The organism is Aquariibacter albus (genome assembly GCF_014145335.1).
Taxonomy (GTDB): Bacteria; Pseudomonadota; Gammaproteobacteria; order Burkholderiales; family Burkholderiaceae_C; genus Aquariibacter; species Aquariibacter albus.
Window position 1 is genome coordinate 65624 of sequence record NZ_JACIVI010000008.1, and the last position, 17966, is coordinate 83589.

Below are 17966 nucleotides of genomic sequence, written 5' to 3' on the forward strand. Positions count from 1 at the left end.
TGTCTCCCGCCCGCCCCGCCCGGCCCTTGCGCCAGGGGGGGGACCCCTAGAATCTTCGGATGATCCGTATCCAACAGGCGCTCGGCCAGGCCCTGGCCGCCGCCCTCGACCATGTGTCCCCCGGCCACGGCCTGAGCCCGGCCTTCGAGAAGCCCAAGCAGGCCGCCCATGGCGACCTGGCCGTGACGGTGGCCATGCAGCTGGCCCGGCCGCTCAAGAAGAACCCGCGCGAGCTGGCCACCGCCCTGGTCGCGGCGCTGCAGGCCCAGCCGGCCGTGGCCGAATGGGTCGAGGCGCTGGAGATCGCCGGCCCCGGCTTCATCAACCTGCGGCTCAAGGCGGCCGCGCGCCAGGCCGTGGTCGGCGAGGTGCTGGCCGCCGGCGAGGCCTTCGGCCGCAGCGCGGACGCGGCCGGCCGCAAGGTGCTGGTCGAGTTCGTCTCCGCCAACCCCACCGGCCCGCTGCATGTGGGCCACGGCCGTCAGGCCGCGCTGGGCGACGCCCTGTGCAACCTCTACGCGAGCCAGGGCTGGCAGGTCCAGCGCGAGTTCTATTACAACGACGCGGGCGTGCAGATCGCGACGCTGGCCATCTCCACCCAGGCCCGCCTCCGGGGCCTCAAGCCCGGCGACGCCGGCTGGCCGGAGAACGCCTACAACGGCGACTACATCGCCGACATCGCCGCCGACTTCCTCGCGAAGAAGACGGTCACGGCCGACGACCGCGCCTTCACCGCCAGCGGCGACCCCGAGGACCTGGACGGCATCCGCCAGTTCGCGGTGGCCTACCTGCGCCACGAGCAGGACCTGGACCTGCAGGCCTTCGGCGTGCGCTTCGACCACTACTTCCTCGAATCCAGCCTCTACAGCGGCGGCAAGGTCGAGGCCACGGTGCAGCGCCTGATCGAGGCCGGCAAGACCTATGAGCAGGATGGCGCGCTCTGGCTGCGCTCGACCGACTACGGCGACGACAAGGACCGCGTGATGCGCAAGTCCGGCGCCGAGGCCCTGCCGCCCGGCGCCAGCCCCTACACCTACTTCGTGCCCGACGTGGCCTACCACCTCGAGAAGTGGGGCCGCGGCTTCGACAAGGCCGTCAACATCCAGGGCAGCGACCACCACGGCACCATCGCCCGCGTGCGCGCCGGCCTGCAGGCCGCCGGCGCCGGCATCCCCCAGGGCTGGCCCGATTACGTGCTGCACAAGATGGTCACCGTGATGAAGGGTGGCGAGGAGGTCAAGATCTCCAAGCGCGCCGGCAGCTACGTGACCCTGCGCGATCTGATCGAATGGACCAGCCGCGACGCGGTGCGCTTCTTCCTGATCAGCCGCAAGGCCGACACCGAGTTCGTCTTCGACGTCGACCTGGCCCTGCAGGCCAATGACGAGAACCCGGTCTTCTACGTGCAGTACGCCCATGCCCGCCTGCACTCGGTGCTGCGCCAGTGGGTCGAGCAGACCGGTGGCGCGCTGGACACGCTGCCCCAGGCCGACCTGGGCCCGCTGACCGCGCCGACCGAGCAGACCCTGCTGGGCAAGCTGGCCGACTTCCCCGCCATGCTGGCCGGGGCCGCGCGCGACCTGGCGCCGCATGACGTGGCCTTCTACCTGCGCGATCTGGCCGGCGCCTTCCACAGCTACTACGCGGCCGAGCGCTTCCTCACCGAGGACCCGTTCCTGAGCCGCGCCCGCATCGCCCTGCTGGCCGCCACCGCGCAGGTGCTGCGCAACGGCCTGGCCGTGCTCGGCGTCTCGGCGCCGGAGAAGATGTGAGCCCGCGACCCCAGCCCGGAGCCCCGACCCGATGAGCCGTTCTCCCGCCTCCCGCCGCGCCGCCGGCCCGGCCCGCCGCCAGCGCGGCGGCTTCCTGCTCGGTTTCATCGTCGGCGGCGTGCTGGGCGTGCTGGTCGCGCTGGCCGTCGCGCTCTACGTCAACAAGGTGCCCATCCCCTTCGTCGACAAGGTGCCGCATCGCAGCGCGCAGCAGGATGCGGCCGAGGCCGAGCGCAACCGCAACTGGGATCCGAACGGCCCGCTTTCGGGCAAGCCGGCGGTGCGCCCCCCGCCGGCCGCGGACCCCGCCGCCCCGGCGGCCCCGGCCCCGGCCCCGGCACCCGCCCCGGCACCCGCCCCGGCACCCGCCCCGGTGCCGGTCGCTCCGCAGGGGCAGGCCCCGGCGCCTGCCGCCGCCCCGGCGTCCGCGGCGGACAGCGGCCCGGTGCAGTTCTTCGTCCAGGTGGGTGCCTTCGTCAAGCCCGAGGACGCCGAGCAGCAGCGCGCCAAGCTGGCCATCCTGGGTTATGAAGCCCGCGTCAGTGCGCGCGAGCAGGGCGGCCGCACGATGCACCGTGTGCGCCTGGGCCCCTTCGACCGGCGGGGCGAGGCCGAGATCCGTCGCGACAACCTGGCCGAGCAGGGCTTCGAGGCCGCGCTGGTTCGCGTCCAGCCGGCGGCACCCTGAACTTCGCTCCACCGGTCCGCTCTACCGCCAGACCTTCCCGAGGATGTTTCCGATGAGCCTGCGCCCGACCCCCGATTCCGCCTCCCTGGCCGCCGAGCGGCCCGATCTGCAGCGCCGCCACCTGGCGGCCGGCGGCGCGATGGCCCTGGCGGCCCTTGGCCTGGGCCTCGCGGGCCGCGAGGCCGGGGCCCAGGGCGGCCCGGTCGAAGGTCGCGACTACGTGCGCCTGCCGCAGCGCCAGCCCACCAGCGACCCGGCCCGCATCGAGGTCGTCGAGTTCTTCTGGTACGGCTGTCCGCACTGCTATCACTTCGAGGCCCCGCTGGAGGCCTGGCTGAAGAAGCTGCCGTCCGACGTGAGCTTCCGCCGCGCCCCGGTGGCCTTCCGCGAAGTGCCCTTCGTCACCCACCAGAAGCTCTTCTACGCCCTGGAGGCGGTCGGCCAGCTTGAGGCCCTGCACCCGAAGATCTTCGCGGCCATGCATGTGCAGCGCAATCCGCTGGCCACGCCCGAGGCCGTGTTCGACTTCGTGGCGAAGAACGGCGTGGACCGAGCCGCCTTCGTCGAGGCCTTCAACTCCTTCGGCGTGGCGGGCAAGGCCCGCCAGGCGGCCGCCCTGTCGGCCGGCTACCGCATCGACGGCACGCCCGCTCTGGGGGTGAACGGCCAGTTCTACACCTCGGGTTCCATGGCTGGCACGCACGAGCGCGCCCTGGCCATCACCGACTGGTTGATCGCGCAGAGCCGCAAGCGCAGCTGAGCCGGGGCCATGACGCAGCCCGTGCGCCAGCTGGCCCCGGCGCTGGTCAAGTCCGATCTCTGGTGGACCGACAAGGGTGCGCCGATCTTCGGCCTCATCTACCTGCTGCTGGCCGTCGACCCTGCGCGGCCCGGGCTGCCCACCACCCTGCTGGCCCTGCTGCTGTTCGTGATGGCCTTCGCCGGCATCGCTGGCTTCGGCTACGTCGTCAACGACTTGTTCGACCTGCGGGCCGATGCCCTGGCCGGCAAGCGCAACACCATGGCCGGCCGCTCGCCCCCGGCCCGCGCCGGCCTCGTGCTGGGGCTCGGGCTGCTCGGCTTCCTGCCCTGGGCCTTCTGGCCCGGGCCGCCCGAGGCGGCCCTCGGCATGCTGATGCTGCAGACCCTGCTGCTGATCGTCTACGCGGTGCCGCCCCTGCGACTGAAGGAGCGCCATGTCGCCGGGCCGGTCTGCGATGCGCTCTACGCCTTCACGGTGCCGCTGCTGATCACCCTGGCCGCCTGGCTGCCGCTCGGCCGTTCGCAGCCCCTGCCGCCGCTGCTGCCCGCGCTGCTGGCCGTCCTGCTGCTGGGCACGCTGAGCACCGGCCTGCGCGGCATCCTGCTGCACCAGATCCGCGATGCCGAGAACGACCGTCGCGCCGGCCTGCGGACCTTCGCCACCACGGTCGGGGTCGATGCCGTCTGGCGCATGCTCGTGCGCAGGGTGCTGCCGCTCGATGCGCTCGCTTGCGGGCTCAGCCTGCTGATGATGGCCTGGCTGCTGCCCGTCTTCGGCGGCTTCCTGCTGCTGGTGCTCGGCCTGAGCCTGTTCAAGTGGGTCTATCTCTGTGATCGCCCGCTGACCCTGCGCGAGGGGCTGCTGCGCCCGGAAACGCCCGAGAAAGTGCTCGAACTCTGGGGCCAGGGGGCGCTCGGCATCCTGCGCACCCGCACCATTCCCCTGGGGCTGGTCCTCGCGCTGGCCTGGGACAGCCCCCTCCATCTGCCCCTGCTGCTGCTGCACCTGCTGCTTTTCCGGCCGCTGCAGCTTTCGGTCGTGCGGGAGGACCTGCGCTGGACGCCGGCTGCCCTGCGCAAGCTCTTCGGCCTGCGCGACTGAGCGCCGCCGGCCTTCAGCGGCCTGCGGCCGGTCGCCGCAGGCGCAGCTCGCACCAGGCCCAGGCGTAGCTCAGCCCGCTGTAGACATAGACCACCTGGTGGAAGGCCAGTGCCGCGGCGGCGAAGGCCGGCCCGCGACGCCGGGCCAGGAAGGCCGCGAAGCGCGCATTGGCGGCCCAGGCCAGACCGGCCAGGCCCAGGCTGGGCCACAGGCTGCCGCCGGGCAGCAGGGCCAGCGGCAGCGACAGCAGCAGCGCGCCGGCCAGCAGGGCCGCGCGCTTCTCGGACGGCCGCACATTCAGTTCGTCGGCCGGCGCCTCGCCGGCCAGGATCAGGCGCGACCAGGGCAGGGCCCGGCGCCGGATGTCGACCGTCACCATCTGCCGCAGCGGCCAGCGCTTGAGGTGGCTGCAGCGCATCTGCGGGTCCAGCAGCATGCGGTAGCCGGCACGGTGCAGGCGATGGCCGAGCTCGATGTCCTCGATCGAGGGCGGGCCGAAGCGCTGCGCGTCGAAACCGCCGACGGCGAGGAAGGCGCTGCGCCGGATCGCGCCGCAGCCGGCCCAGAAGCTGCTCGAGGGGCCGCCGCTGGTCTGGTGCTGGTGGTGGTGCAGCAGGTTCTTGTACTGCGAGAAGAAGCCAGGGTCCGGCGGGGTGTCGCAGTAGGAGCCGAAGACCCCGTCCCAGCCGCCTTCGCCCAGGGCCAGGCGCAGGCGCTCGCAGGCGCCCTCGTGCACGACCACATCCGAATCGACGAACCACAGCAGTTCGCCGCGTGCCTCGGCCGCAGCCACATTGCGCGCGGCCGCCGGACCCCGGCCGCGGCCACCGGAGGCCAGCACGCGCGCACCCATCGCACGGGCGAGTGCGGCGGTGCCGTCGGGCGAGCCGTCGTCGACCAGCAGGATCTCCAGCACCTGGCCGGCGGCCTGCAAGGCCTGCAGCGGCGGCAGCACCTTGGGCAGGTGGGCCTCGGCCTGGTAGGCCGGCATCACGACGGAGACGGTCGGGCTGCCCCGCGCAGCCCCGCTCACGGCCGGGCCGCCGGCTGGCCGAGCTGGAAACGGTCGCGCGCCGGCTCCTCGCCGGGGCGCACGATCTCCTGGTAGGTCGGCTCGGTGTTGACCGCCAGATGGTCGAGCCGGGCGCCCAGCATGCGCTGCGCGAGCAGCAGGCCCATTTCGACCGAGTGGTCCGCGTTGTTGTAGCGGAAGGTGCCCGAGCGGCCGAGGATGTGCAGGCCGGGCAGCGTGTCCAGGTGCGCGCGGATGGTCGCGATGCGCTCGGCGTAGCCGAGGTCGTAGACCGGGTAGGCGTGGGTGGTCCGCACGATGAACGCGTCGACCACGTCTTCCGCCTCGATCAGATGCAGGCGCTCGACCAGGTCCCGCACGCAGCGTTCGCGCAGGGCCGCATCGTCCAGCGACCAGATCGCATCGCCGCGGCTGCAGAAGCACTCCAGCACCAGCGAGGTGGTGCCGGCATCCGGCACCATGGCCGGGCTCCAGTTCTTCGGCTCGTGCAGGCGGCCGAAGAGCACCGACTCGTCCTGCACATAGACCCAGGTGTCGGTCGAGACCTGCGGGCGCTTGAGGATGAGGTTGACCGTGATCAGGTCGCGGAACACCAGGCCGCGCGCGGCCTCGACAACCGGCGCCGGGCAGGCCGGGTCCAGCATGCCGACCAGCGCGCCGAGCGGCACCGTCGAGAGCACCGCGCTGCCGCGCAGCACCTCGGTCTGGCCCTCGCGGTCGCAGACGACTTCCAGATCCTCCGGACCGTGCCAGCGCACGCTGCGCACGCGGGTCGACAGCCGCAACTCGCCGCCACGGGCGACGATGTCCTCGGCCATGCGCTCGGGCAGCCGGGCGTAGCCGGTGGCCGGGTAGTAGAAGCGGTCGATCAGGCTGGTGACCGGCTCGCGCTGCAGCCGCAGCGCATCCTTCAGCAGCGTCCACAGCGACAGGCCCTTGCTGCGCTGCGACACCCAGTCGGCCGAGAGCTGCTCGCAGGGCTGGCCCCAGACCTTCTCGCTGTAGCGCCGGAAGAACATCTCGTAGAGCCGCGAACCGAACTGCGCGATGTAGGCCTGGCGCATGTTCTTCGGCGGCTCCGCGGCCAGCGCCTGGACGAGGCCGGCGTAGACGCAGCGCAGGCCCGCATCGAGCATGATCCGCGGCCCGAGCTTGCGCAGCAGGTCGCCGACCTCGATCGGGTACTGGAAGTAGCGGCCCTCGAAGTGCACGCGGCTGATGCGGTCCACCGGCACCAGCTCGGGCCCGAGCAGGCGGTGGAACCAGGCGTCGAGGTCGGCGTTCTTCGTGAACCAGCGGTGGCCGCCCAGGTCGAAGCGGTAGCCCCGATGCTCCAGGGTGCGGCACAGGCCACCGACCCGCGGCGCCGCCTCCACCAGGGTGACGGCCCGTCCGTTGCGGTTCAGTTCATGGGCGGCGGCCAGGCCCGCGGCCCCGGCGCCCAGCACGATGACGGGCAGCGATTCGTGGGCCATCGCTCAGGCGCTCGTGCGGTCGGCGGCGAGAGGTTGACGCTCCAGCGCCCGGAAGGCCTCGACCAGCGCCCTCAGGCCCTCGCGCAGCATGACCTTCGGCGTCCAGCCGAGCAGCTGCTGGGCGCGACGGAAATCCCCGCAGAAATGGGCCACGTCGAAGGCCCGCGAGGGCGCCTCGACCACCGCGTTGCCCTGCCCGCCGAGCTCGATGGCCAGCGCGGCCAGCTGCCCCAGCGTGGTCGGCTGGCCGGTCACGAAATGAATCGGCGGGTGGCCGATCGCCGGCTGGTCCACCAGCTGCTCGACCAGCGCGACCAGGCCGGCCACGCTGTCGCTGACATGGTTGAAATCGAAGGTGTTGTCGCTGCCGTCCACGCGCAGCGGCCGGCCGGTGACGGCGCCGCGGGCGAAGGCCGGGATCACGCGGTCCACGTGGTCGACCGTCGAGCCGTAGACGTTCGAGAAGCGGACGATCTGCGTGTGCAGGCCGCGGTCGCGGGCCGCCATCACCAGGCGCTCGCCCTCGACCTTGGTCCGGCCGTAGATGTTCACGGGCAGCAGCGGTGCGTCCTCGTGCGTCGGCCGGCCATCGGTGTGGCCGTAGACCTCGCGGCTGCTGGCAAAGACCAGCCAGGGCCGGCGCGGCAAGGCCACCATCTGGTCGAGCAGCGAAACCAGCGCGTCCACGTTCGTGCTCTGGCAACGCAGCGGATCGCGCTCGCCATCGATGACACGCGAGACGGCGGCCAGGTGCACGACGCCGTCGACCTGCGCCAGCGCCGCCTGCATGCGTTCCGGCGAACGCGTGTCGCCGTGCTCCGCCCCCTCGCCGCGCAGGTCCAGGCCGACGATGTCATGGCCCAGTTTCCGGAGCTCCACCGCCGCTGCGCTGCCGATCAAGCCGCGGGATCCGGTAATCAATATTCTTTGACGCGGGCCGGAGCTGCGCGGGAACGAGGTATCAGCGCGCGGAATGTGCACGTTCAGCCTTTGAAAGCAGGAGCCCGTTCGGCACGGGCGATCGGATCGCGGGGGGCCGAGCCGACCGCGCCTGCGGTGTAACCGCAGCACGCAATTCCCCCCCATTGGGGGCGAAGCCTACACGGTTTGACTTGCTGTAGGCCTTCGGGTTAACCGTTCTTTCCGTGACTACACTCCGCGCTCACGACGGACGCCACGCGTGGCCGCGATCGCTTCTCCCTCCCGATTTCGGGGTTCGCGCCCTCCCGCCCACCTCTCCCCCGCCATGTCCACGTCCCGCCTTCTGTGGCGCTTGTCCGGCAGCGCGGTCCGGGGACTGGGGCTGGCGCTGATGGCCGCGGCGGTACATGCCGCTCCTGCCGGCGAGGGCCGGCCCTGTGAGGACAGCCGCTGGCAGCTCCTCGATCCCGCCGCCGCCCGGCTGGGGCCCGGGCACGAGGCCCCGGCCCATCTGCGCGTCGAGCCGGCGGGTGGCGGCCCGACGCGTCTCGCCTACCGCGGCCTGGTGATCGGTCGCGACAAGGACTTGCTGCTCGCCTTGCGGCTGCGGGCCGATGCGCCGCGCCGGATCACCATCGCCCTCGTCGAGGATGCGCCGGCGGCCCGCAACCTCGGCCTGGCCGAGACCCTCGACATCGGCCCGGTCTGGCGTGACGTGGTGCGCATCGTCATCCCGCACACCTCGGCCCGGCCGGCTCGCCTGCTGCTGGACTTCGGCGCATCGGCGGTGGCGGTCGAGATCGACACCCTGATCCTGCGCCGGCGCGCCAGCTCGCGCGTCGAGCCGGTGCTGCCGCCCTTCGACGCGCCCGCCCTGCCCTGCCCTGCGCCGCGGGGGGGCGCGTGAAGCATCTCTTCCTCTGCCGCGAGTTCCCCCCGGCGCCTTACCTGCCCGGCGGCATCGGCAGCTATGTGCGCCAGATGTGCGAGGCCCTGGCCGAGGCGGGCGAGACCGTGCATGTGATCGGCCAGCGCTGGCCCGGCGCGCCGCGGCTGCGCGAGTTGCGCCAGGGCGGGCGGCTGGTCGTGCACCGCGTGGCGCTCGACGATCCGATGCCCGCCGCCGATCCCTTCGGCCCCCGTCCGCCCGCCGGGGCCGTGCAGGCCGCGATGCTGGCCTCGGCCTTCCCCTCGCAGGTCTTTGCCTGGCAGGCGGCGCTGCTGGCGGAACAGCTGGTCGAGGACGAGGGCATCGACGTGATCGAGGCGCAGGAGTGGGAGGCTCCGCTGGCCTGCTTCCAGCTGCGCCGTGCGGCCGGTCTGGGCCCCACCCGGCGGCCGCCCTGCATCGTGCATCTGCACTCCTCGACGGCCTCGATCTTCCGCGCGAACGGCTGGGATCCCCGCGTGGCCGACCACGATCCGGCCGTCGCGCTGGAGGCCTACAGCATCGTCCAGGCCGATGCCCTGCTCGCGCCCAGCCAGTTCATGGCCGACGAGATCGAGGCCCGTCACGGCCTGCCGCCCGGACGCGTTCACGTGATCCCCTATCCGCTCGGGCCGGGCGAGCCGCTGCGCCGCGAAGCCGAGGCCTGGGCACGTCCCGAGGTGCTCCACGTCGGCCGGCTCGAAGGCCGCAAGGGCGTTCACGAATGGGCGGCGGCAGTCGCTGAAGTGGCCCGGGCCGAGCCGGCCCTGCGGGCCGTCTTCGCCGGGGGCGACACGCCTCTGCAGGCCACGGGCGAAGGCTCGGTGCGGGCGGCCCTGCGGGCGGCGCTGCCGGCGGCGGTCCGCGCGCAGCTGCGCTTCCACGGCAACCTCGATGCCCCGGCCCTCCAGGCCCTGCGGGCCCGCTGCAGCCTGGCTGTCGTGCCCTCGCGCTGGGAGAACTTTCCCTACAGCTGCATGGAGGCCATGGCCAGCGGCCTGCCGGTCATCGTCTCGCCCGGCGGCGGCATGCGCGAGATGGTGGTCGACGGCGAATCCGGCTGGATCGCGGCGCAGGGCAGTCCGGCCGGCCTGGCCGAGGCCCTGCGCCGCGCCCTGGCCACGCCACCCGCCCGGCGCAGGGCCATGGGGGAGGCGGCGGCGCAGCGCATCCGGGCCCTTTGCCACCCCCCCGCCATCGTGGCCCGGCAGCTCGCCTTTCGTGCCGCGGTGGTGGCGGCCGCCGCGCCGCCGCCCGGCGCCCTGCCGGCCGGAACGGCGGTGCGCCTGCATGCGCTGCCAGGGGCCCGGCCGCGCCCGGCGGCGGTGGCCGCAGCCACCGCGATGCTGGCCGCGGAGCCCGCCCTGGACGGAGTGGTCGGCTGGGGCCTGGATCCCCGCAGCGGCCGCATCGCCCTGCCGCGCTGCCTGGACCGGCCCCACCACGCCGCCGCCGGCGGGCCGATGCCGGCCCTGCTGCTGCGGGCCGAGGGCGCGCTCGCCCGCCTGCTGCCGGCGACCGGCGGGCTGGATGCGGCGGCCCTCGCCGCCCTCGATGCCGCGCTCGCGGCGGGAGCCCGCCTCGCCCTCCTGCCGGCGGTGCTGGCCGAGGCGGCCGCGCCGGGCGCGCCCACGGCCCCGGCCCCGCCCCGTTCGGCCATGGCCCTGGCGGTGCAGCGCCCCTATCGCCCGCTGCTGGACTGGCTGGGCGACTGCACGCCCGCCTACCGTGCCGTGCTGCTGCGCCGCGCCCTGACGGCCCTGCTGGGCCGACGCGCCGGTCGCAGCGCGCCGCGGGCTGTGGGCGAGGGTCCGCGACCGAGTGCGGCGCCGCTGCCGGCCCGGGCGCCCTGGGTGCCCGGCCGCGTCTCGGTGCTGCTGGCGGCCTACAACGCGGCGGCCACCCTCGACGAGACCCTGGCCAGTGCGCTGGCCCAGACCCACCGCGACCTGGAGCTGATCGCGGTCGACGATGGCTCCACCGACGACACGGCCGAGCGCCTCGCGGCCTGGGCCGCCCGCGACCCGCGGGTGCGCTTGCTGCGGCAGCGTAACCGCGGGGTGGCTGCCGCGCGCAACCGTGCCCTGCGCGAAGCCTGTGGCGAATTCATCGCGCCCCTCGATGCCGACGATCTGTGGGCTCCGGCCAAGCTCGAGCGTCTGGTCGCCCGCCTGCGCGCGGCCCCGGCGGCTGGCCTGGCCTACAGCGGCTGGGTCGTCGTGGATTCGGCCGGCCGACCGCTGGACCGCTCGCCGCGCTGGACCGTGGCCGGTCGCGCACTGGACCGGCTCGCCGAGGTGAACTTCGCCGGCTGCGCGAGCGTGCCGGTCTTTCGCCATGCCGCCTTGCGGGCGGCCCCGGCGCCCCTGGGCTATGACCCGCGCCTGCGTGACCTGGATGCCCAGGGCTGCGAGGACTGGGACCTGCTGCTGCGGGTCGCCGAGGGCCACGAGGTCGCGGTCGATCCGGCCGTGCTGGTGGCCTACCGCCGCCATGCGCAGTCCATGTCGGCCTCCTGCGCCGCGATGTGGCGTTCGGGCTGTCGCGTGCTCGACGAGCTGGCGGCCCGCCAGCCGGCCCTGCCGCAGGCGGTGCTGCGCGCCGGCCGCGGCCAGTTCGCCCTGCATCTGGCCGGGGTGGCCTTCTGGTCCGGCCGGCCGCGCGAGGCGCTGGGCTGGATGCTGCGGGCCCGCGCCCCGGCCACCGTGCTGGCCCTGCTGCCCGCCCTGCTGCGGCTGCTGCTCGCGCGCCCCGGCCGGACGGCCGAGGCGGCCACCGCCCGCCCCCTGCCGCTCGCGGCCGACGGCGTCTACGACGAGACCGCCCTGCCCGCCCCGCGCCTGCCGTATGCACGGATCTGGCAGCGCCGCTGGCAGGCCCGGGCGGCGGGGTCGGCCACCCGATGACTGCGCCCCGACCGACCATGCCAGGGCCCCTCGCTTCGCCGGGGGCCGCTGCCGCTGGCCTGGGCGCCCTCCGGGGCCAGTTGCTCGGGCTGCTCGCGGCCGTCGCGCTGCTGCTCGGCCTGGGCTGGGGCAACGATGGCCTGTGGTTCGAGCCGGATTCGGCCCGCCACGCCCTCTCGGGCCTCTACGTGGCGGATCTGCTGCGCGAGGGTCTGGACGACCCCTGGGGTTTCACCCTCGCCTACTTCCAGCGCTACCCGGCGATCACCCCTGGCGCCTACCCGCCGCTCTTCTACCTTCTGGAGGGCCTGGGCTTCCTGGTGCTGCCGGCCGGGACGGCCTGGCCGCGTGCGCTGGTGCTCGGCTTTGCGCTGCTGCTGGCCGCCTACACCCTGGCCTGGGCACGGCGCTGGATCGCCCCGCAGGCCGGCTGGGCGGCCGTGCTGCTGCTGCTGCTGCAAGGCACGCAGATCCAGGCCACCGTCGTGCTGCTGAACCTGCCGGCCCTGGCCCTGGGCTGGGCGGCGCTCTACCACCTGCGGCGGCGCCAGGAGGGCGGGGGCCGGGGCCAGGCCCTGGCCTTCCTCGGCCTGGCCACGGCCAGCCTGATGACGCATTACGCGGCCGTGCTGCTGCTGCCGGTCGCGCTGGCGCTGGGTCTGGGCGAACGCCTGTCCCGCATCGGCCGGGTGCTGTTGCCGGCCCTGCTCCTGGCCGGGCTGCTGCTGCTGGGCGTCCACTTCCTGCTGCCGGGCTGGCTGCCGCGCTTCCTTCCCTCGGCGGCCAGCCTGGGCCAGGCCCCGCCGCAGATCGTCGAGGGCCTGTTGCAGCTGGTCGGCCTGCCGCTGCTGCTGGCCGCCCTGCTCGGTCTGCTGCTGGCCGCCCGCGATCCGCGCTGGCGTGCCGAAGCGCGCCGTCTGGCCCTGCTGCTGGCCGTCACGCTCGCGCTGATGCTGCCCCTGCCGGCCCGCGACCCGCGCTACATGCTGCTGGTGCTGCCGCTGCTGAGCCTGGCGGCCGTGCTGGCGCCGCTGGTCTGGATCCAGCGCCGGCCGCGCGGCCCGCTCGCGCGCGGCCTGGCCATCGCCAGCCTGCCGGCCGCCCTGCTGCTGACCCAGGGGCTGCAGCCCTTCAACCTGATCCGGGTGGACGGCTTCCAGCCCCTGGCCGCCCACCTGGCCGAGGCTGGTCCGGACGACACCGTGCTGTACGTCGGCGGCTACCGCGCCAACATGGCCTTCTACCTGCGGGCCGGGGATCCGGGCTGGCAGCGCCGGCTGATCGCGGGCGAGCACTTCCTGAACCGCACGACCGCCGTGCGCGGCTTCCACCGCGAGACCGAGCCGGTGGCCGAGGATGCTGAGGACCTGCTGGACCACCTGCGGCGCCACTGCGGCTGCCGCTGGATTGCCGTCGAGGTCCGCGATGAGACCTGGATGAGTCCGGCCGAACGCCTGCTGCAGGCCCTGCTCCGGGCCCCACCCTTCGAGCGGGTCGCCCGCTTCCCGCTGGATTCGCCGATCGCGCCGCGGGTCGACCTGTACCGGAACACCGAAGCCATCACGCCGGCCGAGCCGCTCCCTCTGCGCTTCCCCTTCTTCACGCAGCGCAGCTTCCCGCCTGTTCCGCCCATCCGCCACCGCGACCGCCCATGATCCGAGAACTCGCCTGGCAGGTCCGGTCCCGCCTGCCGCGCCTGGCCGGGCTCGGCCTGCGCCTTCTGCACGCCCGCATGCTCGCCGGCCTGCGGCTGGAGGCGGCCTGGGCGCAGGCGCAGGCCGCCTGCCGCCGATCGCCCCCGCCCTTGCGGGTGGCGGTGACGGCCTGCTGGCGCTTCCCGATCTATTCGCAGACCTTCGTGCAGCAGGAGGCCGCCGCCCTGGCGGCTTCGGGGGTCGAACTGCGCTTCTTCCACGAGGAAACCGGCCCCCGCGCCGAGCTGGCCCACCCCTGCCGCATCCTCTGGCCGCTCAGGCGCCGCCTGGTGCTGGACCGCGAGACCGGCGCATGCGACCTGGCCCACTTCGAGCGACGCGCACCCGAGCGCGTGCGCCGCCTGCTGGAGCGCCTGGCCCGGGCCACCGGCCTGTCCACGCAGGCGCTGCGCGGCCACGAGCACGTGCTTTGCGCCTTCAGCTTTGCCCGCGCCATGCGCGCCTGGCGTGCCGATTACCTGCACAGCTACTTCTTCTACGAGCAGTCGCTGTTCGTCTGGATCGCCGCCCAGCTGCTGGAGCGGCCCCGCGGCGTCAGCTGCTACGCCGACCACCTGCTGCAGGACTATCCGCTCAAGGCCGTGGCCCGCCAGCTGGCCGACAGCGCGGTGATCGTCGCGACCAGCCGCCGCATTGCCGACGAGCTGGAGGCCCTGCACGGCGGGCCGCTGCCCGGGCTGCTGGTCAAGCCCAATGCGGTCGACACCCGCAGCTTCCCGCCGCGGCCGGCGGCCGCACCTCCCGCCGCCGGGCCGCAGCCCTTGCGCCTGCTGACGGTCTCTCGCCTCGACCCCAAGAAGGGGCTCGAGCATCTGCTGGACGCCCTCTTGCACCTGCAGGCGCGCGGCCTGCCGCTACGCGTGCACCTGGCCGGCGAGGCCGACCGCGGCCAGCCCGAGGCCCGGGCCTATGAGGCCGCGCTGCGGGTCCAGGCGGCTCCGCTGGAGGCCGCCGGTGTCCTGCGTTTTCTCGGCCGCTGCGACAGCCATCAGGTGCGTGCGGAGCTGCAGGCGGCCGATGTCTTCGTCGCCCCCTTCGTCGAACTGGCCAACGGCGACAAGGACGGCATCCCCACCGCCGTGCTCGAAGCCATGGCGGCGGGCTGCGCGATCGTTGCCACCGATGCCGGATCCATTCCGGAGATCGTCGCCGACGGCCGCGAGGGCCTGCTGGTGCCCCAGCGCGATCCGGCGGCGCTGGCCGATGCGCTGGCGGCCCTGGCCGCCGACCCCGCGCGTGCCCGTGCGCTCGGCCAGGCGGCCCGCGCGCGGGCCCAGCGTGAATTCGACATCGCCGTCTGCGAGCAGCCCTTCCACGCCGCGGTGCAAGCAGCCGTGCGGACCGCGGCCGCGGCACGCCCTTCGACGGGGGCCCGATGAGGATTGCCCTGCTCTCCTACGAATACCCGCCGGAGACCGGCTTCGGCGGCATCGGCAGCTACACCTGGCATCACGCCCGGGGCCTGGCGGCGCTGGGCCATGAGGTGCATGTGCTGGCCGGCGCCCGCACGCCCCAGCCCTTCACCACCCGCCTGGAGGGCGCGGTGCACGTGCACCGCCACTGGGCTGGCGACCGGGTCATGCGGGCCGCCGACCTGCCCGGCCGCTGGGGCTGGTGGTGGACCCGGCAGCGCCTGCAGAACGCCTGGAGCATGGCCCAGGGCCTGGCCGAGCTGCGCCGCCGCCACCGCATCGACCTGGTCGAGGCGCCGGAGTGCGGCGCCGAAGGGGCCGCCCTGCCACGCGGCCGTGGGGACCCGCCACTGCTCTTGCGCCTGCACTCGCCCGCGCAGCTGATCATGCCCTTCTACGACGTGCGGGCCGGCGACCGCTGGGCCTGTGCGCAGGTCGAGCGCCGCGGCCTGCGCCGGGCCCGGGCCGTGAGCGCCTGCTCGCGCTTCGTGGCCGAGGCCACCGAGGCGGCCATCGCCCTGGGCCGGCCGGCCGAGGTGATGTTCAACGGCCTGGACCTGGACTGGTTCGATGCCTGCGAGGACGACGACGCCGTGCTGCGCCGCCTGGACCTGCCGCCCGACCGCCCGGTGGTGCTCTTCAGCGGCCGCCTGGAGCGCCGCAAGGGCGTGGCCCTGCTGGGCGAGATCGCGGCACGCCTGCTGAGCCGCCATGAGGTCAGCCTGGTGCTGGCCGGTGACGATCTCTTCGGCCACCTGCAGCGCGACATCCTGCCGGCCCTGGCCGGGCGCCGCCTGCGGGGGGGGCTGCACCCGGTGGGCCACCGCTCGATCGCCGAGATCCGGGCCCTGGTGCGGCGCTGCAGCGCCTTCCTGCTGCCCAGCCTCTGGGAGAACTGTCCCTACGCGGCCCTGGAAGCCATGGCGGCCGGCCGGCCGGTGGTGGCGGCTCGCCAGGGCGGTATGCCGGAGCTGATCGAGGACGGCGTCGAAGGCTTGCTTGCCACGCCTGGCGATCCGCTGGCCTATGCCGAAGCGCTCGACACCCTGCTGGGCAACCCGGCCCGTGCGGCGGCCCTCGGCCGCGCGGCGCGCCGCGCCGTCGAGCAGCGCCACGCCCACACCCACACCGCCGCGCAGGCGGTGGCGCTCTACACGCGCACCTTGGGGGGCTGAGCGGCGTCCAGCGCCTGCGCGGCGATCAGGGCCTGCTGCAGTGCCACCGGCAGCCGCGGCGGCGTGTGCTCCGGGATCACCTGCAGCAGGCGGGTGCCGGGCGGCAGCGTGGGCCGCAGGTGGGAGAAGTGGGTGTAGAACTCGGTCCCGCTCTCGTAGACGCGCATCTCACGCTGCGCCGCGTCGTACATGCAGTGCAGGGCCGGTGCCTCGCGCGGCAGGCAGCCCAGGCCGGCCGCCGGCCGGACCTTGTCGCTGCGGTTGGGAGGCGAGGCGTGCGGGCAGCGCAGGTCGTAGATCAACACCTCGCCGGCCCGCATCGGCACCGGCGTGAGCGCCCCCGGAGCCTCGTAGAGCGCGGGGTCGATCGCAAAGGGCAGGTTGGTGCCGCGCAACGCCACCGGCAGGCGGTGGCCGCCGCGCAGCATGTGCATCGCACCGTTGTGGACCTCGGTCTCGACCAGGGCGGTCCAGAGGTTGACGGCGACGAAGCGGGTCTCGTCGGTCATGGTCCAGTCCTGGTGGATTCCCACCGTGCCCGGCGCGTCCGGCCGCGCCGGATGCTTGAAGATGGCGTTGCCGACGAGGGGCCGGTAGTCCAGCAGGTAGCGTTCGGCCACCGGGCCGAGTGCCTGCAGCACCAGCGCGTGCATGGCCTGCTTGTGGACCGGATCGGTGTGGAACAAGGTGGGCTCGAAAGCCATGTTCAGCCGGCCGGGCACGGCCTCGATCTGCGCGGTCAGGCGCGCAACGCCTTCGGCGTCCAGCCCGGGCACGACCACATAGCCGTCACGCTCGAAGCGAGCCTGCAGCTCGCTGTCCTGGAAAACAGGTCTCATGGGGCGGGGCGGCCGGATGCCGCGGCAGGAGGGTCCCAGCGAGCTTCGATCCGCAGCAGGCCCATGTCCAGGACCTCGGAGTGGATCTCGAAGCTGGCGATGCGTTGCGCGCCGGCCAGCACCACCGGGGTGCCGCGTTCCAGCAGGCCGTAGTCGAAGCTGTAGCGGCCGGCCAGCAGCGGCAGGTCCTCGATCACGCAGCGCGCCCGGTAGCGCTCGCCGCCGAGCGGGGTCCAGATGCGGTTGATCGGCTCGTCGCGCGACAGCAGGGTGGTGCAGCGCAGGCCGTCGCTGCGCAGCAGCAGCAGGCCGAGGTCGATGCCGCGCCGCCACAGGGCTTCCGGCAGCAGGGCCTCGACCTCGATCACCAGGCGCTGGCCGGTGCGCATCACGCCCTCCTGCAGGTCGCCGAGCAGCTCGAAGCGCAGCAGATGGCAGCGTGCCTCCCCGAACTCGGCCGGCGCAGCCACCGGCGCCGGCACGGGGGCGGCGGGGGCCTGACCGTCGCGCTCGCGCACATGCTGCTCGTAGGCATTGAGCACGACGCTCGAGCGGTCGAGCAGGCGCGGCCGGCCCTGGTGCATCCACAGCACCTGCTCGCAGACTTCGCTCAGCAGGAAGGGGGCATGCGAGCAGAACACCAGGGTGCAGCCGCTGCTCTTCAGGTCCAGGATCCGCCGCATGCACTTGCGCTGGAAGTGCAGGTCGCCGACGGCCAGGTGCTCGTCGACGATGAGCAGATCCGGACGCACCGCCGTCGCCAGCGAGAAGCCGAGCCGCAGCTGCATGCCGGAAGACAGGGTGCGCAGGGGCTGGTCCAGCGCATCCTCCAGCTCGGAGAAGCGGATGATCTCGGGCAGCACGGCTTCGGACTCGGCCGGGCTCAGGCCCATCACCGCGCAGCCGATGCGCAGGTTCTCGCGTCCGCTCAGCTCGGGGTGGAAGCCGCCGCCGAGCTGCAGCATCACCGCCCGCCGGCCCACGTGCTGCACGCGGCCGCGGGTCGGCGCCAGGGCGCCGGCCAGCAGACGCAGCAGCGTGCTCTTGCCGGCGCCGTTGTCGCCGACCAGGCCCAGCGATTCGCCGGGGCGCAGGCTCAGGTTCACGTCCTGCACCACCCAGTGCCGGTCGGTGGCGGCATCGGGCCGTCGCAGGGCCTGCAAGATGCCATGCGACGCGGCACCGCCCGAGCGGTAGGCCTTGCCCAGGTCGCGCGCGATCAGGGTCCCGGGCAGCAT

At 73.9% G+C, this 17966-nt stretch carries 14 protein-coding genes; 9 read left to right on the forward strand and 5 right to left on the reverse strand.

The annotated features are described in order from the left end of the window. Positions 1 to 59: 59 nt before the first annotated feature. From argS to H4F90_RS15220, 4 genes are read left to right on the forward strand one after another with little or no spacing between them, the layout of a single operon-like run. Positions 60 to 1772 carry an arginine--tRNA ligase gene (gene argS / locus H4F90_RS15205; protein ID WP_182666134.1) on the forward strand — a complete coding sequence of 571 codons (1713 nt, stop codon included), beginning with the start codon at positions 60 to 62 and terminating at the stop codon, positions 1770 to 1772. Between the two features lie 31 nt (positions 1773 to 1803). After that, positions 1804 to 2460: an SPOR domain-containing protein gene (locus H4F90_RS15210; protein ID WP_182666136.1), complete on the forward strand. Its 657-nt coding sequence runs from the start codon at positions 1804 to 1806 to the stop codon at positions 2458 to 2460. Between the two features lie 52 nt (positions 2461 to 2512). Continuing rightward, positions 2513 to 3220: a thiol:disulfide interchange protein DsbA/DsbL gene (locus tag H4F90_RS15215; protein WP_235972236.1), complete on the forward strand. Its 708-nt coding sequence runs from the start codon at positions 2513 to 2515 to the stop codon at positions 3218 to 3220. Between the two features lie 9 nt (positions 3221 to 3229). Next, positions 3230 to 4324, forward strand: coding sequence for a UbiA family prenyltransferase (locus tag H4F90_RS15220; protein ID WP_182666137.1), 1095 nt, complete (start codon positions 3230 to 3232; stop codon positions 4322 to 4324). 13 nt (positions 4325 to 4337) lie between these two features. Here the strand turns inward: H4F90_RS15220 and H4F90_RS15225 are convergent, their stop codons facing one another. Genes H4F90_RS15225 through H4F90_RS15235 form a run of 3 tightly spaced genes read right to left on the reverse strand, consistent with a single transcriptional unit; the run spans position 4338 to position 7918 of the window. Next, a complete protein-coding gene (locus H4F90_RS15225) occupies positions 4338 to 5357 on the reverse strand; it encodes a glycosyltransferase (RefSeq protein WP_182666139.1) in 1020 nt (339 codons plus the stop codon). Beyond that, positions 5354 to 6832: an FAD-dependent oxidoreductase gene (locus H4F90_RS15230; RefSeq protein ID WP_182666141.1), complete on the reverse strand. Its 1479-nt coding sequence runs from the start codon at positions 6830 to 6832 to the stop codon at positions 5354 to 5356. Before H4F90_RS15230 ends, H4F90_RS15225 begins: the two co-directional genes overlap by 4 nt. Before the next feature lie 3 nt (positions 6833 to 6835). Next, the gene (locus H4F90_RS15235; protein WP_182666143.1) at positions 6836 to 7918 is read right to left on the reverse strand and encodes an NAD-dependent epimerase/dehydratase family protein; all 1083 of its coding nucleotides are present in this window, start codon (positions 7916 to 7918) and stop codon (positions 6836 to 6838) included. A gap of 160 nt (positions 7919 to 8078) precedes the next feature. On the opposite strand from H4F90_RS15235, the gene H4F90_RS15240 reads away from it, so the two are divergent. Genes H4F90_RS15240 through H4F90_RS15260 form a run of 5 tightly spaced genes read left to right on the forward strand, consistent with a single transcriptional unit; the run spans position 8079 to position 15889 of the window. Beyond that, positions 8079 to 8660 carry a hypothetical protein gene (locus H4F90_RS15240; RefSeq protein WP_182666145.1) on the forward strand — a complete coding sequence of 194 codons (582 nt, stop codon included), beginning with the start codon at positions 8079 to 8081 and terminating at the stop codon, positions 8658 to 8660. Beyond that, a complete protein-coding gene (locus H4F90_RS15245; RefSeq protein WP_182666147.1) occupies positions 8657 to 11587 on the forward strand; it encodes a glycosyltransferase in 2931 nt (976 codons plus the stop codon). Before H4F90_RS15240 ends, H4F90_RS15245 begins: the two co-directional genes overlap by 4 nt. A 17-nt stretch (positions 11588 to 11604) precedes the next feature. Beyond that, the gene (locus H4F90_RS15250; protein WP_182666149.1) at positions 11605 to 13242 is read left to right on the forward strand and encodes a hypothetical protein; all 1638 of its coding nucleotides are present in this window, start codon (positions 11605 to 11607) and stop codon (positions 13240 to 13242) included. Continuing rightward, entirely contained in the window at positions 13239 to 14681 is a 1443-nt protein-coding gene (locus H4F90_RS15255) for a glycosyltransferase family 4 protein (RefSeq protein ID WP_182666151.1), read from the forward strand. Before H4F90_RS15250 ends, H4F90_RS15255 begins: the two co-directional genes overlap by 4 nt. Beyond that, on the forward strand, positions 14678 to 15889 hold the full coding sequence (locus H4F90_RS15260; RefSeq protein ID WP_182666153.1) for a glycosyltransferase family 4 protein: 1212 nt from the start codon (positions 14678 to 14680) through the stop codon (positions 15887 to 15889). The genes H4F90_RS15255 and H4F90_RS15260 overlap by 4 nt, the downstream gene beginning before the upstream one ends. Here H4F90_RS15260 and H4F90_RS15265 read toward each other — a convergent pair. Together H4F90_RS15265 and H4F90_RS15270 are read right to left on the reverse strand one after the other, a co-directional pair. After that, positions 15865 to 16728, reverse strand: coding sequence for a phytanoyl-CoA dioxygenase family protein (locus H4F90_RS15265; protein ID WP_182666155.1), 864 nt, complete (start codon positions 16726 to 16728; stop codon positions 15865 to 15867). The genes H4F90_RS15260 and H4F90_RS15265 overlap by 25 nt on opposite strands. After that, positions 16725 to 17966, reverse strand: coding sequence for an ABC transporter ATP-binding protein (locus H4F90_RS15270; RefSeq protein WP_182666156.1), 1242 nt, complete (start codon positions 17964 to 17966; stop codon positions 16725 to 16727). Before H4F90_RS15270 ends, H4F90_RS15265 begins: the two co-directional genes overlap by 4 nt.